11 protein-coding genes and 1 pseudogene are annotated in these 14,709 nt (G+C 58.9%); 7 read left to right on the top strand and 5 right to left on the bottom strand.

Going from position 1 to position 14,709, the window contains the following annotated elements; all coding sequences use genetic code 11:
• Nucleotides 1-489 precede the first annotated feature (489 nt).
• Nucleotides 490-2,034, top strand: coding sequence for a PAS domain-containing methyl-accepting chemotaxis protein (locus KFO72_RS38330; protein WP_060605871.1), 1,545 nt, complete (start codon nucleotides 490-492; stop codon nucleotides 2,032-2,034).
• Nucleotides 2,035-2,310: 276 nt separating this feature from the next.
• On the opposite strand, the gene KFO72_RS38325 is transcribed toward KFO72_RS38330, so the two are convergent.
• Nucleotides 2,311-3,720, bottom strand: coding sequence for an amidase (locus tag KFO72_RS38325; protein ID WP_225034257.1), 1,410 nt, complete (start codon nucleotides 3,718-3,720; stop codon nucleotides 2,311-2,313).
• Nucleotides 3,721-3,899: 179 nt separating this feature from the next.
• Here KFO72_RS38325 and KFO72_RS38320 point away from each other — a divergent pair, with 179 nt between their 5' ends.
• On the top strand, nucleotides 3,900-4,475 hold the full coding sequence (locus KFO72_RS38320; RefSeq protein ID WP_054930696.1) for a TetR/AcrR family transcriptional regulator: 576 nt from the start codon (nucleotides 3,900-3,902) through the stop codon (nucleotides 4,473-4,475).
• Nucleotides 4,476-4,941: 466 nt separating this feature from the next.
• On the opposite strand, the gene KFO72_RS38315 is transcribed toward KFO72_RS38320, so the two are convergent.
• Complete coding sequence (locus KFO72_RS38315; RefSeq protein ID WP_060605868.1) at nucleotides 4,942-5,847, bottom strand: LysR family transcriptional regulator; 906 nt, start codon at nucleotides 5,845-5,847, stop codon at nucleotides 4,942-4,944.
• Here KFO72_RS38315 and KFO72_RS38310 point away from each other — a divergent pair.
• The 4 genes from KFO72_RS38310 to KFO72_RS38295 all read left to right on the top strand — a co-directional run bounded on the left by KFO72_RS38310 (nucleotide 5,846) and on the right by KFO72_RS38295 (nucleotide 9,695).
• The gene (locus KFO72_RS38310; protein WP_225034256.1) at nucleotides 5,846-6,838 is read left to right on the top strand and encodes an alpha/beta fold hydrolase; all 993 of its coding nucleotides are present in this window, start codon (nucleotides 5,846-5,848) and stop codon (nucleotides 6,836-6,838) included. The genes KFO72_RS38315 and KFO72_RS38310 overlap by 2 nt on opposite strands.
• Nucleotides 6,839-6,922: 84 nt before the next feature.
• Nucleotides 6,923-7,429 (top strand): YkgB family protein, encoded by a 507-nt coding sequence (locus KFO72_RS38305; protein ID WP_054930697.1) that lies wholly within the window; start codon nucleotides 6,923-6,925, stop codon nucleotides 7,427-7,429.
• Nucleotides 7,430-7,517: 88 nt separating this feature from the next.
• Entirely contained in the window at nucleotides 7,518-8,057 is a 540-nt protein-coding gene (locus tag KFO72_RS38300; RefSeq protein WP_060607211.1) for a carboxymuconolactone decarboxylase family protein, read from the top strand.
• A 60-nt stretch (nucleotides 8,058-8,117) separates the two neighbouring features.
• A complete protein-coding gene (locus tag KFO72_RS38295; protein WP_225034255.1) occupies nucleotides 8,118-9,695 on the top strand; it encodes an alpha/beta fold hydrolase in 1,578 nt (525 codons plus the stop codon).
• A gap of 764 nt (nucleotides 9,696-10,459) precedes the next feature.
• Here the strand turns inward: KFO72_RS38295 and KFO72_RS38290 are convergent.
• The 3 genes from KFO72_RS38290 to KFO72_RS38280 form a co-directional block, all read right to left on the bottom strand.
• Nucleotides 10,460-11,830 carry an FAD-dependent oxidoreductase gene (locus KFO72_RS38290; RefSeq protein WP_225034254.1) on the bottom strand — a complete coding sequence of 457 codons (1,371 nt, stop codon included), beginning with the start codon at nucleotides 11,828-11,830 and terminating at the stop codon, nucleotides 10,460-10,462.
• Between the two features lie 105 nt (nucleotides 11,831-11,935).
• Entirely contained in the window at nucleotides 11,936-13,585 is a 1,650-nt protein-coding gene (locus KFO72_RS38285) for an FAD-dependent oxidoreductase (protein ID WP_224100158.1), read from the bottom strand.
• 129 nt (nucleotides 13,586-13,714) lie between these two features.
• A complete protein-coding gene (locus KFO72_RS38280; RefSeq protein ID WP_224100163.1) occupies nucleotides 13,715-14,056 on the bottom strand; it encodes a DUF3331 domain-containing protein in 342 nt (113 codons plus the stop codon).
• Between the two features lie 490 nt (nucleotides 14,057-14,546).
• Between KFO72_RS38280 and KFO72_RS38275 the strand changes: the two are divergent.
• Nucleotides 14,547-14,709: pseudogene (locus tag KFO72_RS38275) on the top strand (GlxA family transcriptional regulator); the annotation flags it as partial.

Genomic DNA, 14,709 nt, shown 5'->3' with positions numbered 1-14,709 from the left:
ATACCGAATCGCGAGAGAGCCAACTTTGGTCACCACGGATACCTCTGATCACCGTTTGCGCGCTCTCCGCTTCGGCGCCAGCGAGTCGGGGTGGCCTCTTTCGGACCGGTAGAGACGTCGAAAGAACGTCGCCGAAGGACCGTAAGGGATCGCCTCCAGCCGAAACGTCTGCGCCGGCAGACGCTGACTCGGCATGCAAAATCGCATCAGGTACTGATTGGCCAACTTGAGCCGGTCACCGATTTATCCCAGCGGTCCGCTTGGCGATCCGTGAGGACAGTGCTTGAAAGTGTCGTGACGCCCTCGCCGCGTTCAACTCCGAGGCAGAGACAGCGACCGACTCTACGGGAAAGGCGACTTAGCCGGGCAGTTCATCATCGCTCTGAAAGACTCAAGACCCCAATAACCATACCGTTAACAAGGACAAAGGGTCTGCGGCCCCGCTTTCTGCCGCGTATCGAATCTAACATTCCGAGCGGATCTGTCCTCATGCGAAACAATCAACCCGTCACGCAACGCGAATTCGAGTTTCCCGACAACGCGACGTTAATGTCGACCACGGACACCCAGAGCAACATCACATACGCGAACGCAGCCTTCGTCGAGGTCAGTGGCTTCAGTCCTGAGGAAATCCACGGCCAGCCTCACAATCTGGTACGGCACCCTGATATGCCCAAAGAGGCCTTCGCCGACATGTGGGCCACGCTCAAAGGCGGCGAACCCTGGACCGCATTGGTGAAGAACCGCCGAAAGAACGGCGATCACTACTGGGTTCGCGCCAACGCGACACCCGTTGTCAGAAATGGTCAGCCGGTGGGCTATATGTCCGTGCGGACCAAAGCCTCACGCGAGGAAATTGCCGCAGCTGAAGCGCTCTACAAGGATTTTCGTGAAGGCAACGCTCGCCGCCGTCGCTTTCATAGGGGGTTGATCCTTCGCAGCGGTCTGATGGGCTGGACATCGGTGGTGCAGACCATGCCCGTGCGCTGGCGCATTCGTTCGGCGCTCCTGGTTCTGGCGCCGACACTTATCGTCGGTGCCTGGGCGCTGGGTCTGGCGGGCGGCGCTCTTGGCGGTTTTGCTGGGGGGGCTTCGATCTGTTTGCTACTGGCCTCATGGTGGCTGGAAGCGCAGATCTCGCGGCCGCTCGAACAGATGCGAGAACAGGCGTTGCGCGTGGCCTCGGGTGATAGCCAGAAGGTCGTGCATATGAATCGCGTCGATGAGATCGGCATGACGTTGCGCACGATCAGTCAGCTCGGTCTGATGTTTCGCTGGCTGATCGACGACGTCAGCGGGCAGGTGTTCAATGTACAAACCGCGAGCAACGAGATCGCACAGGGTAACAATGATCTCAGCGCGCGCACCGAGCAGGCCGCGACAAACGTGCAGCAAACGGCTGCATCAATGACGCAGATGACCGCCACAGTTAAAAGCAACGCAGAAACGGCGACCCAGGCCAACCAGCTCTCAGGTTCTGCAAGCGATGCAGCGGCAAGGGGAGGCCAGGCAGTGTCGGAGGTGGTGACCACGATGAACGACATCACCGACAGTTCGAAAAGGATCGCCGAGATCATCGGCGTGATCGATGGCATTGCGTTTCAGACCAACATACTGGCGCTCAATGCAGCGGTTGAGGCTGCACGTGCCGGCGAGCAGGGGCGCGGGTTTGCCGTCGTTGCTGGCGAGGTTCGCGCGCTCGCACAGCGTAGCGCAAGTGCGGCCAAAGAGATCAAGAGTCTGATTGGCGCTAGCGTCGCGAAGGTCGAATCAGGCTCGAGGCTCGTCGATGACGCCGGCAAGACCATGGACGAAATTGTCGTTCAGGTGAAACGCGTCTCGGACCTGATTGCCGAGATCAGCTCGGCCACCATCGAGCAGAGCAGCGGTATCACGCAAGTCAGCCAGGCCGTCAGCGATCTCGACCATATCACGCAACAGAACGCCGCGCTGGTGGAGCAAAGCGCGGCAGCGTCTGAGAGCCTGAAGCAGCAGGCAGCCCGCCTGGTCGATGCGGTGAGTGTCTTCCGCTGACGGCGCTTGCCCCCAAGTCTGGTTCTCCAGGGTTGCGCATGCGCGGATATATCCTGGAAGATGTGCTTGACGTAACAAGCTAACGTGAGGAGTGCGCGTGCCACGTGCTGGACCGCCCCGTCTCAGCCATTCGATCCCCGGGAGACTGAAGGTCGCTTGACGGAACGGACGCGGCCGTCCGTCGCGTTCTCTGGCTGTGACGCGTAACATTTTTCGACGCTACCTGTCATCGCCGATTGATCTCCGCTTTTTCGCGACGGACGAATCGCTGGGCACTCAGATGGTCGGATGCAGATCGCGCACAGGGCTGACCGATTCGAGCAGCGACGCCACGTGAAGAATGGTTGACTCATCCTGCCAACTACCGACAATCTGCACGTTAATCGGCAGGCCCTCCGTGCTCGTGCCGAATCGCATTGAGATGCCAGGCAAACCCGTGACGTTCAATGGCACAGTTGCGCCCTGAAGATAAGTCGCATCTACCAAATGACCATCGATCGCGAACGTGTCCACGCCGTGCTTGTGAGCCGGGATGGGAAGCACATGCGTGATCAACGCGTCGTATGTCCGGAAGTATTCAGCGTATCCGTCCCGAAGACGCTCGGCAGCCTGCTCGGCATCGATATAGTCCTTCATCGACGTATCGGGCAACGCCAGCATCGTTTTCGCCATCTTGTACAGTTCGTCCTGACCGCGACCTGCTGTTGCTTCGGCGAAAGCCGGCTTCATTTCCATGACGTGCAGGCGGTTGAAGACATCGAGAGCGAAGTCGCGCTCCAGCGCAGGAATGCGGACGGGCTCCACGAGAATGTCGAAGCTCTTGAGCGCCTTCGCTGCTGCCTCAACGGTGGCGGCAACTTCCGGGTCGACTGTTCCGAAGCCGGGCCCCACCATCCAGCCCACTCGCAACGGACGGTCCGCAGACTGGCGCAGCCCGGCATCGAACGGGACGGTACTGCTGGCGAAAGCATCGTGCCCATCGGGACCTGAGAGCTGCGAGAACGCGAGCGCCAGGTCGCGAATGCTGCGGGCCATCGGACCCACGTGCCAGAAGCGGCGCGGAGCGCGCGGCCAGATGCCTGTCATCGGTACGCGTCCGTGAGTTGCCTTCAGCGAGACGATGCCGGTCTGAGCAGCTGGCCCGCGCACGGAGATCGCCAGATCGGTGCCAAGTCCAAGCGGCGACATTCCTGCTGCAATGGCCGCCGATTCGCCACCGCTCGAGCCGCCCGGCGTGCGCTCCAGGTCCCACGGGTTATTCGATCGTCCACTGAGCAGGTTGTCGCTTTCGATCCAATATGAAAATTCCGGCAAGTTTGTTTTTGCGAGGAGGATGCCACCCGCTCTTTTCAACCGCGCAACGCTGGTCGCATCGGTGCCAGGGATGCGTCCTCTAAAGATCGGCGAGCCACGCTGAGTCGCCACGTCGGCCGTGTCGATCGAATCTTTGGCGGTGAAAGGCACGCCGTGCAGCGGGGCCAGAGCCTTACCCGACAACACAGCCGCTTCAGCAGCCTTGGCGGCTTCGAGCGCATCGTGAGCGACCGTAACAACGGCGTTAACTTTCGAGTCGACAGCGTCGATGCGGTCAAGGTGCGCCTGCACAACTTCCACCGGCGAGACTTCGCGCGTGCGGATGAGTTCAGCGAGACGGGTAGCGTCGAGATAGAACAGTTCCGAGGTCATGATTGTTCCGTTGCAGTTGCGGTTGATCGAATTGTGCAGCCTACCGAACATTAGTTAGGGTACATGGGCCAGAAAAATGCCGCTATTCCTGCGACACCAAGATATCTACCTAACGTTTGTTAGGGAGGACTTTAAGCGGTACAATGCGTCGGGTCAACCATTTTTTTACGAAGGCTGTGATGACTGATGAGGCCATCGCCCGCTCAGGGGACCGGATCCTCGCGGCTGCGACAAGAATGGCGCAGGCGCACGGGTACACCGGACTCAACATTCGAGAACTCGCGCAGGAGGTCGGCATTAAAGCGGCCAGCATCTACCATCATTTCGCGAGCAAAGCGGACCTCGCGGCGGCGGTCGCGCGACGATACTACGAAGACGCGGCCGTTGCCCTAGAAGAACTCTCAGCGTCGTCAAGCGATCCGCTCGTCAGTTTGCGTCGTTACCCGGAGACGTTTCGCCGGTCTCTAGAGTGTGACAACCGCATGTGCTTGAGCAGCTTTATGGCCGCGGAATATGACGATCTGCCTGACGCAGTCAAAAAGGAAGTGCAGACTTTTGCTGACGTCAACGTGGCCTGGCTTCGTAAGTCTTTGGAAGCGTCGGGCGTCGTCACTGCCGAGGGGAGCCAAGAGCGCGCGTGCGCTATCTACGCCGCAGTGGCCGGCGCTCAACTGATGGCGCGCGGCCGCGCAGACATCGCCTTGTTCGACACCTTGATGAGCAGTTACAGGGCGGTCGGATTGTTGCCCGGATAGGAGGTGCTCTGAACTTCGCGACGAGTGCGATCAACCTCCACACGCAACGTTCTAAGGCCGAAGCCGTCATTGATAGCCTCGACTACCGAATCATTGAGGTTGCGTGAAGTTGCCAACTGCTGCGCGACGTGATCGGCCGGCCACTTTGCCGTTTGCTTCCGCGCGGCAATGGCCGCTTCTTCAAGTGTAACCGTCGCTCAACTGTCTTCACGAGTGGCTGCCTGTATGAGCGAAGATGGCCGAACCAGGATATCCGTCGGCTGACGACAAACGGCCCGCCCCGGCTGATCGCCGAACTTCCCTAGTCGACCCTCAACTGCCATTCGAATTCCTGGCCACGCAATGACAGCCTTCGGGGCGCACCGGTCGCTCACCTCAGCAATCGGGTAGGCACGTTAATGACAGAGGAGTCAGATGCGTGATGCCGCATTCCAGCACGTCACCGGGTGCTCTCGCCCCACAGTTCTCAAAGACTTGCTTCCATCACCCGTTCTCGCAACAGCGGAACGACGAAGTCGACGAATGTGCGCAGTTTCAGCGGCAGTCGGCGTTGCCTGTCATAGACGAGATGAAGCGGGCGCGGCTCGGGCTCGAATTTCTGCAGGACGACACGTAGCCGCTGCTGCCGTACATACTCGACCACCTGATAGGACATCGCCCGAACCAGCCCGGTGCCCGACAGCCCGGCGTCGATTGCGGCATCGATGGTGTTGACGCTCAAGCGCGGCAGTATGGAAGTTTTGATCTCCTCGCCTTCAGACCAGAAGCTCCATTGCACCGACGCCGAAATACTTTCGAACGAGATCACGCTGTGAAGGGCCAGATCTTCCGGTTTGGTGGGCTCGCCCCGAGTGTCGAGATAGTCCGGACTGCCGCAGACAACGCGCCTGATCGAGCCTAATCCCACCGCTACCAGATTGCTGTCGGGAAGGTCACCCACTCGCAGCGCCACGTCGACCTGATCGTCAAGAAAATGGGTGACCCGATCAGTCAGCACCAGGCCCACCGAGACCTCCGGATACGAAGCAAGAAAGCGCGTTACGACGGGCAGCACATGCAGCCTGCCGAACATGATCGGCGCAGTCACAACCAGGTCGCCTTTCGGCTCTGCATATTCTCCCGCAGCGATCCGCTCCGCCTCGACCACCTGCTCCAGAATGGCTTTCGCCGACACTGCGTAAGACCGTCCAGCTGGCGTCAATTCGAGCCCTTTCGTCGAGCGGACCAATAACGTTGCCCTCAGGTGCGTCTCCAGATCGGCCATCTTGCGGCTGACCGTGGCGAGCGGAACACCAAGCTTCCGGCCCGCCTTCGAAAAACTCCCCGTCTCCACTGCGGCGAGAAACACCGCCATCGCATCGAGTTGATCCATGGCCTTCCAGAAAATGAGAGGTCGCTTTCACATTTTACTGTCTATCGCCGCTTTCCGGGAATGCACAGAATGCTTTCACGACGTCGACACGGCGGTCGAATCGAAAGCGATTCATTCCACGGAGCCAATAATGAACACGCGCACATACCATCGCGCAATTGATGTGAACGGTCGAAAGGTCTTCTATCGTGAGGCGGGTGATCGGAAGTCGCCGACGATTCTCCTTTTACACGGCCTGCCGACCAGTAGCCAGATGTACCGTGGCCTCATCTCAATACTGGCAGACCGGTTTCATCTGATCGCTCCCGACTATATCGGCTTCGGTCATTCCGACGCGCCGTTGCGCACCGAGTTCAACTATACGTTCGACAATCTGGCCGCGCACGTGTCGGGGTTGATCGATGCACTCGGACTCGACTCGTACATTCTTTACATGCAGGACTACGGTGGTCCCGTGGGTTTTCGTCTCTTCACGGAGCGCCCGGAGCGGGTGAAGGGCTTCATCATCCAGAATGCCAACGCATACATGGAAGGCGTGGGCGACGCACCCAAAAAGGTTCTGCTGCCGTTGTGGGAACAACGAACTGCCGACACCGAAAAGCCGGCACGCGAGTTCGTCAGCCTCGAAGGAACCCGCTACCACTGGCTGGTCGGTGCGAAAGATCGTGAGGCCATCAATCCGGATAACTGGCTATTGGACCAGGCGCTGCTCGACCGTCCGGGCGTACAGGATTATCAGGTCGATCTTCTCGAAGACTATAAGTCGAACATCGGGCTCTACCCGAGCTGGCAACAGGCATTCCGCGATCACAAGCCAAAAACGTTGATCGTGTGGGGAAAGAACGACCCGTTCTTCATTCCACGCGGCGCGAGAGCATATCTCGGCGATCTGCCCGACGCGAAGCTTGTCTGGCTCGATGCAGGGCATTTCGTTCTCGACGAAAACTCAAGCCAGGTTGCTGCAGAAATCAAGTCGTTCTTTAGTGCTTAACCCAGATCTTCTGGCTCGCATTGCAGCCTCGGATGTGTTGCGAGTGGGAGACCATTTCCCGATTTTTTTATACGGAGTTTCATCATGGCAACGACCAATCAATCGACGGTATCGGAGTTTGCAGTCGCCGAACGAGCCTCAGGGGCTTACGCATCGCAGGCCCTTCTGCGATGGTCTCTGGTAATCGTGTTCCTGTGGTTTGGCGGCATGAAGTTTACGAGCTACGAGGCGCATGGTATCGCCCCGTTCATCGCCAACAGCCCGATCATGAGCTGGCTGCACGTGGTATTCGGCATTCAGGGTGCAAGCTATGTGATCGGCACGCTCGAGCTTTCCACCGCAGTCGCACTTGCCGCCGGCGCATTCGTTCCCGTGCTCTCTGCGCTCGGCGCAGCGATGTCGGCAATGACATACCTGATCACGTTGACTTTCTTTGTCACGACGCCAGGAGTAGCCGAGGCAACGGCCGGCGGTTTCCCCGCAATTTCCGCGCTGCCAGGCCAGTTCCTGCTCAAGGACCTAGTACTTCTCGCGGCTTCCCTCAGTCTTCTGGTTACGTCCTTGCCGCGCCTGTTTGCGAAGACACGTTGACCGATCCCTGATGCCGCGCGGCTCGTTTGTCGCGCGGTGCTTGTAACGCACTTTAAGTTTTCTCAACCGAAGCAAAAGGAGTATGACCATGACGGCCATCAATGTCCCCACACGTGAAGATGTTTCACCCGCTAATCAAGTGATATTCGACAAGCTCAAGAGTAGCCTTGGCATGGTGCCGAACCTGTATGCGACGCTGGCCCATTCGGAACATGCACTCGTTAACTACCTGGCATTCCAGAACGCAAAGAGTTCGATCGTCGGCAAGGCTCGCGAAGTTGTGAACCTCGTTGTCAGTCAGGTCAATGCGTGTGAGTATTGCCTCGCGGCGCATACGGTTATCGGCAAAATGAACGGGTTGACGGATGAACAGATCCTCGAAGTCCGCGCCGGGACGGCAGGGTTCGACGCAAAGCTGGATGCTTTGGCTCGGCTGACGCGCAACATCGTCTTGAACCGCGGCCACGCCGACCCCGCTCTGGTGGACGCCTTTTTCGCAGCAGGCTGGGCAAAGGCGAACCTCGTGGATGTCGTCGTGCTCATCGGAGACAAAACCGTCACGAACTACCTGCACGGAACCACGCGGGTCCCGGTGGATTTTCCGGCTGCACCGGCGCTGCCCGTTTGATTGAGGCGCCGGTGACGGTGGGCTGCTGATGGCCCGCCCTTAACCGGTGCCAGAACCCAGGTGGCCGCTCTCCCTGACTGGTCTCCAGGACCCGGCCACGGCCCCATCCCGGGCACTAATCAAGCCCCTGCGCTTCGGCAACAGGGTCACGCCCGAAGCAATCTTGTACCGCACTCACCCGGATTACCCGCAAAACTGGAGGTTGTCATGTCTGCTACGCCCACGTATCAAACCGTCTCTGTTCCTGATAGTCGTACGGGTTCGACCATCGATGTGTTCTATCGCGATGCCGGACATAAGGACGCTCCCGTTGTCCTGCTGCTGCACGGCTTTCCGACTTCCAGCCACCAGTATCGCGGGATCATCAGCCGGCTCGCCGACAAATATCGTGTGGTGGCCCCCGACCTGCCCGGCTTTGGTTTCTCCGGTGCACCTGAAGCCAACACCTTTGCCTACACGTTCGACCATCTGGCCGAAGTGGTGGAAAGCTTCACAGATACGATTGCGCTGAATCGCTATGCGCTCTATGTCTTCGACTACGGCGCCCCTGTTGGCTTTCGACTGGCTGCGTCGCGGCCGGAGCGCGTGAGCGCGCTGATTTCACAGAACGGAAATGCATACGAGGAAGGTCTCAGTGAGGGCTGGAATCCGATTCGCGCCTACTGGGAAGCGGCAACGGACGAGAACCGCAACAATCTCCGCGCGTTCCTGAAGTCCGAGACGACGTCGTTTCAGTACATGCACGGGGAGTCGGATACCTCGCTGATCGCCCCCGAGTCGTACACGCTCGACCAGCATTTCCTGGATCGGCCGGGCAACGCCGACATTCAACTCGATCTGTTCGGCGACTACAAAACGAACGTAGCGGCGTATCCCCGCTTCCATGAATACTTCCGCACGCATCGTCCGCCGACGCTGGCTGTCTGGGGAAACAACGATCCTTTCTTTTTGCCGGCCGGCGCTGAAGCTTTCCGCCGCGATCTTCCAGAAGCCGAGATTCACTTCGTCGACGCGGGACACTTCCCGCTAGAAACGCATCTCGACGAAGTCGCGGCGATCATCCGGGCGTTTCTGGCGCGGACCGTGGATTCGGCGCAAGGCGCGGCACTGTTCGGAGACCTCGGAGAAGCATCGGCACCTGCCGAGGCGAAAGCATTGCTCGACGGCATGCGTGGCGTGTTCGGCTTCGTGCCTAACCTGGGCTACGCGATGGCCGCTGAACCGTCGGTGCTCGGAGCCTATATCGCGATGCTCCAGTCTCTTGGGGCAAGTTCGCTCGATCCGATCGCACAGCAAGTCGCAATGGTCTCCGCAAGCCGCGCAAACGCTGCGGATTATGGCATTGCCGTGCATGCTACTCTCGCGGCGAAACTGGGCGCATCGGTCGACGTCGTCCAGGCACTGAGGAACGGAAGCACAATTCCGGATTCCAGGCTGGAAGCCGTGCGTCGCTTCGCTGCCGCAGTCGCAACGAACCGGACGCAGGTATCGGACAGCGACGTCAATGCCCTGAAAGCCGCGGGATTCGACCACCGCGCGATGGTGACCATCGCATTGGCTGCCGCCGCAAAGACACTCGTGAACACGGTTGCTCATCTGTCGCGACCCGAAATCGACGCCGCTTTCCGTGCCGACTAACCGGATAACAAAAAGCCCGACGGGACGGCAGCAGCAATGTCGTCTCGTGATCGCGCGTCGCGAGCGGCACAGACGGGACATTGATCAGCGTTTGCCCGATTCGACCAATGATGATACGCGATAGGCCGAAGCCGACTGTTTCGATTTGCGGCGACAATACCACGATCAGGCACTGCTTGAGCAGTGCTTCCACTTATTCGCGCGAGCAGCAATATAAGTTGATCCTGCAAACCTGACTGGGCGTCGAACTGCGCGTTCAGCGGCAGGCGCAGTGTCCTCAACGGGGCGCCGCCGCAAATCGTATTCGGCCCCGACATGGCGGCGAACCGTTGCAACAAAGGGTGAAAGATGAAGTGCGATCGCATGGCTGAACATCTTCACTTCGTCCAAGCTGCGCTTTCTGAAAGCAGGACAACGAAATCCACACGCCGCGTTCGGAGGCGAAGTTCAAATGCACTGGCGGGTTCCCAACTCACGTTTCGCGTCGCCCCCCCCCCGCACTTCGGACATTCGACGGCGCTAGCCGAATGTCCCTTGATGGGCGAACCCGAAAATCCGAGGTCGCCTCGAACACCGCGATCCATGGTGGAAGCCGAACTTCCGTAGACGACCCCAAGCGGTCCCCCGAACCACTGCGGCTCTAACGGCGGCTTTCAACCGCAGAACGGTCGTCATAGAGCGCGCCGACGTTCGCAATATCTAGCAGCCGCGATCGCGGTTCTCGATGAATTTATCAGCGAGGCTGGAGAATTCTCGCGCCGGTTTCACTGGCCGGTGCGTTGCGGTACCTTCGCCAGCAGGATATTGAGCCCCTCGGAGATCAAGGGGTGCGCAATGATCGCATCGCGCACGGCGGTATACGGCAATCCGCCGAGCATCGCCATTTGCACCGCGGTCACCACGTCGCCTGCGTTGGTGCCCAGCATCGCAAAGCCAAGGATATCGTCCGACTTCGCGTCGATGAGCATCTTCATAAAGCCTTTCGTCGCGCCGCTCGTGCGCGCCCGCGGCACTGCCGCCATCGGTAGCTTCGCAACACGCACCGCGATTCCGCGCGCTTTTGCATCGGCTTCACTGAGACCGACACGACCGAGTTCCGGCTCTATGAAAAGCGCATACGGAATGATGCGGTCGCGGGTCGTCACGTTTCCGCCAGCAAGCTGGGAGCGCAAGACGCGGTAGTCGTCAAATGATGCATGCGTGAACATCGGTGTGCCTGCCACCTCGCCGATCGCCCATGTGCGCTCGGCCGACGTCGCGAGACGTTCGTCCGTTTTGATGAAGCCGCGGGCGTCGACTTCGACTCCCGCAGCGTCGAGACCGATGTCGGCCGTGACAGGCGTGCGACCTGCTGCGACCAGAATATGACTGCCGTTCACCGTGCTGCCGTCCTGCAGCGCGACCGTCACTGACTGTCCCGACTTGCCCGTCACGTTGACGGGTTTCGCGCCAGTTCTGATATCGATGCCCTCCTCCTTCAACGCGGCTTCGATCGCCTGAGTGACGTCCTCGTCCTCGCGCATCGCCACGCGTGGCGCATCCTGCACCAAGGTGACATTGCTGCCCAGTCTGCGGAATGCCTGCGCCATCTCCAGACCGATATAGCCACCGCCGAGCACGATCATGCTCTCGGGTAGCCTCGCCAGCACCAGCGCTTCGACGTGCGTCAGCGGTCCAGCAGCCTTCAACCCCGGCACATCAGGGATCGCGGCCGTCGTGCCCGTGTTGATGAATGCATTTTCGCCTTCGATCACTCGCAGATTGCCGTCATTCGTTTTCACTTCGAGCCGGCGCGGTCCGACAAAACGGCCCGTGCCCAACACGAATTCAAGGCCAGAGTCACGAAACGCATTGCGATTGATCTCCACCATACCGTCTACCACGGCCTTCACACGCTCCGAGACTTTCGCCATGTCGACGGCCGCACCAGCATACCGATGCAGGAGGTGTTCAGTGCGCGCGGTCTGGATCAGCGTCTTGGTCGGAATGCACGCCACGTTGATGCACGAACCGCCGATCATGCCTCGCTCGATCACTGCAACCTTGCGGCCCGCCTGCGCGAGTTCCATTGCCAGTGTCTTTCCGCCCTTGCCACCGCCAAGAAACACATATTCGAAATGCTCGATCGTTGCCATCGCTGAGTTCCTTTTTATTCGTCGATTAAAATTGCCCGGTATGGGCAGTACCTTGAAAGTCGGCAATAGACGCCGCGTGCGTTGCAGCCAATCCATCCGCGACGCTTATGCTTGAGCGACCGCTCGCTCCAGATGACGATGAATCTGCGCAACGACGGCGGCACCGTCTCCCACCGCCGCTGCAACCCGTTTGGTCGAGCCGGATCGGACATCCCCCGCGCAGAACACGCCAGGCACACTTGTTTCGTGCTCCTGCAACCCAGATCCGGCGGCATCGCCTGTACGCACGAAGCCGTTCTGGTCGACAGCGACGCCGCAGCCGACAAGCCACGACGTGTTGGGCGAAGCACCCGTAAACACGAACACGTGTTCTGCCAATACGATCGATCGTTGGGTCCCGCTTAAAAGCTCTACTTCTTCTAGCGTCCTGTCACCCCTAAGCGCGGCAATCTGTGTGCCGTATGTCACATCGACATTGTCCAGCGCGGCAATACGATCGATAAGATACTGCGACATACTGGCTTTCAGAGTGTTTCCTCGTATCAGAATACGAACTCGCCGCGCACGCGACGCAAGGTACACGGCGGCTTGTCCTGCGGAGTTTCCGCCGCCGACCAACAATACGTCTTGCCCTGCGCAAAGCTTTGCCTCGACGGGTGAAGCCCAATAATATGTACCTCGTCCCTCGAAGCGATCCAAGGCCTGAATATCTGGCTTGCGGTACGCCGCGCCCGTGGCGATAACAATGGTTCTCGACCGGATGGTCACGGCAGAGGACAAGCGCAGCGTGAACGGCGTCGTGCCGCAATCAAGACTTTCCGCCTCAGCAGGAATTGCTACGTCGGCGCCAAATTTTTGTGCCTGCACGTATGCGCGCCCGGTGAGCGCATGCCCGGAAATCCCTGTTGGGAATCCAAAGAAATTTTCAATGCGAGCACTGGCGCCTGCCTGTCCGCCAGGCGCATTATGATCGAGCACTATAACTCGCAACCCCTCGGACGCAGCGTAGACGGCCGTCGCCAGACCCGCCGGACCAGCTCCCACGATTGCAACGTCATAAATGTACTCCGGATCAAAATCGGGTAGCCAGCCTAAAGCCGTGGCAAGCTCGGCTTCATCTGGCGCTCGTAAAATCGTCCCGTTCGGATGCAGCACGAGCGGGTAGTCTGAGTCGTCGCGAACCCACTTTGCTACGTAACAGGCAGTCTCGTCGTTTTCTGACGAGGCGCCGATGACGGCATGGGGAACATTGTTACGTCGCAGGAAACTTTGCAGCGCGTGGAGGCGGGCGTTATGCGGTTGACTTATTACGACGATCCCATTGCCTCGCTCGATGAGCGCGACCCGTCGAAGGATAAGAGCCCGCATAATGCGCTCGCCCAGTTCCGCTTCGGCGATCAGAAGCGCGCGGAGTTGCTCAGGGACAATATGAATTGCCGATACGTTCCCGACTGCATCGCCGTCTACTATGCATCGTCCTCCCGATAGCTGCCCAACTTCCGCAACGAAGTGTCCCGGACCATTCTCGCTAACGACAGCATGACGCCCGAATGCGTCGCGGCTACTCACGCGGATCATCCCGCGCAACACCACGCACATCCCAAATCCTGGCGCACCGACTTCAAAAATCCGTTCCGATGTCCAGGAACGAGCAACGCCGTATTGACGTACTCGTGCTATTTCAGCATCGGTCAGCTGCGGATACTTCTGTTCATAACGGTCAGTAGCTGGCGCTAGCCATGTCGAGCTGGTCATTTGCGTTCTCTGCGGTTACGTAATCGGTGGTATAGGTTCATGCACATGTATTGGGGTGTTCTTTACATCAACACACAGCGCTGTCATGCCGGATGCACGGTGCAACACTCACGGCAAAGCGGTATGACGTTATGCGGCGGCTCTATCGAGCTGCGTAGAAGCGAATGTCGCAATCACATCCGACGCGAGAATCATGCGACGCCAGTTCGCCGGGACGAGCGTCATGCTGCGTCGAGGGCGAAACACTTCGTCGCCCCGAACGATGGGGCGCCCCGAGAGCGCGCAAAAACCATCATCCCGTGCCAGACCCAGACGCCAGATCTGCTCTGCGTAATGTCCGGTCTGGGAATCGCTCCAGTAGATACTAAGCGTATGGGCCGATAGTATTTCTTGCACGACAATCCGGGCTGGCAGCGGGATCCATTCGGTCCGGTGATTTCTTTGCGAAGCCGACAACCTTTCCCGACGCATCTTTTCTTTGAACGAGCTCTCCACACGCGGAGTCGGGAACAAAGGCGTCGGAGAAAGCATACTTAGCAGCGCTCGCTCGATAATCTGGCCGTCGCCCGACGGTGATGCCGCAATAGACGTTGGCATGTTCACAAGATAAAACCGCCGGTGGTCGATAACGCGTTAGAAAACAGCGCGGGAGTCCCAGCTGATCAATGTCGAGGGTTCTGTTGGCGCGATCATCTTTTGTACATCCGGGCGGCCTGAGTCTCTCCGGCACTGCACTTTTGATTGACGAACAAATTTCCGCAAATACGCCATGTATTAACGAAACTTTCACGCGATACTGGTTCGAAACTGTTATCCACCGCCTAAATCCGGTTCGGGATAATGCAATATCGGCATTTACCTCTTCGAATACGGTTCACAGGCGCTCATCATCCACGCCACAGGCATTTTTTTACAACGACATTTATACTCACCTTTTCGGACATGACGGCTGGCGGAATTAATGCATCGAATTGGCTACTTCTTGACGGATGACTTCCAGGTCATGGCCATTGGGACCCAGACCGTATTCGAAATCGCCAACGTCGTCGCGCGCGAGCCTGTTTATCATGTGACGAATTACTCGCTCCAGGGTGGAGAAATTCGCTCGTCGCTCGGTGTCTCTG

The sequence above is a fragment of the Paraburkholderia sp. XV genome (genome assembly GCF_020177535.1).
In the GTDB taxonomy this organism is placed as follows: Bacteria; Pseudomonadota; Gammaproteobacteria; order Burkholderiales; family Burkholderiaceae; genus Paraburkholderia; species Paraburkholderia caribensis.
Note: the sequence above shows the minus strand (reverse complement) of the source record. Positions and strands in the feature narration are given on the sequence as shown.

Coding starts and splice junctions, on each gene's coding strand:
- KFO72_RS38320 (WP_054930696.1), top strand. CDS start 3,900: ATGACTGATGAGGCCATCGCCCGCTCAGGGGACCGGATCCTCGCGGCT.
- KFO72_RS38285 (WP_224100158.1), bottom strand. CDS start 13,585: ATGACCAGCTCGACATGGCTAGCGCCAGCTACTGACCGTTATGAACAG.
- KFO72_RS38300 (WP_060607211.1), top strand. CDS start 7,518: ATGACGGCCATCAATGTCCCCACACGTGAAGATGTTTCACCCGCTAAT.
- KFO72_RS38315 (WP_060605868.1), bottom strand. CDS start 5,847: ATGGATCAACTCGATGCGATGGCGGTGTTTCTCGCCGCAGTGGAGACG.
- KFO72_RS38280 (WP_224100163.1), bottom strand. CDS start 14,056: ATGCGTCGGGAAAGGTTGTCGGCTTCGCAAAGAAATCACCGGACCGAA.
- KFO72_RS38305 (WP_054930697.1), top strand. CDS start 6,923: ATGGCAACGACCAATCAATCGACGGTATCGGAGTTTGCAGTCGCCGAA.
- KFO72_RS38290 (WP_225034254.1), bottom strand. CDS start 11,830: ATGGCAACGATCGAGCATTTCGAATATGTGTTTCTTGGCGGTGGCAAG.
- KFO72_RS38325 (WP_225034257.1), bottom strand. CDS start 3,720: ATGACCTCGGAACTGTTCTATCTCGACGCTACCCGTCTCGCTGAACTC.
- KFO72_RS38330 (WP_060605871.1), top strand. CDS start 490: ATGCGAAACAATCAACCCGTCACGCAACGCGAATTCGAGTTTCCCGAC.
- KFO72_RS38310 (WP_225034256.1), top strand. CDS start 5,846: ATGGCCTTCCAGAAAATGAGAGGTCGCTTTCACATTTTACTGTCTATC.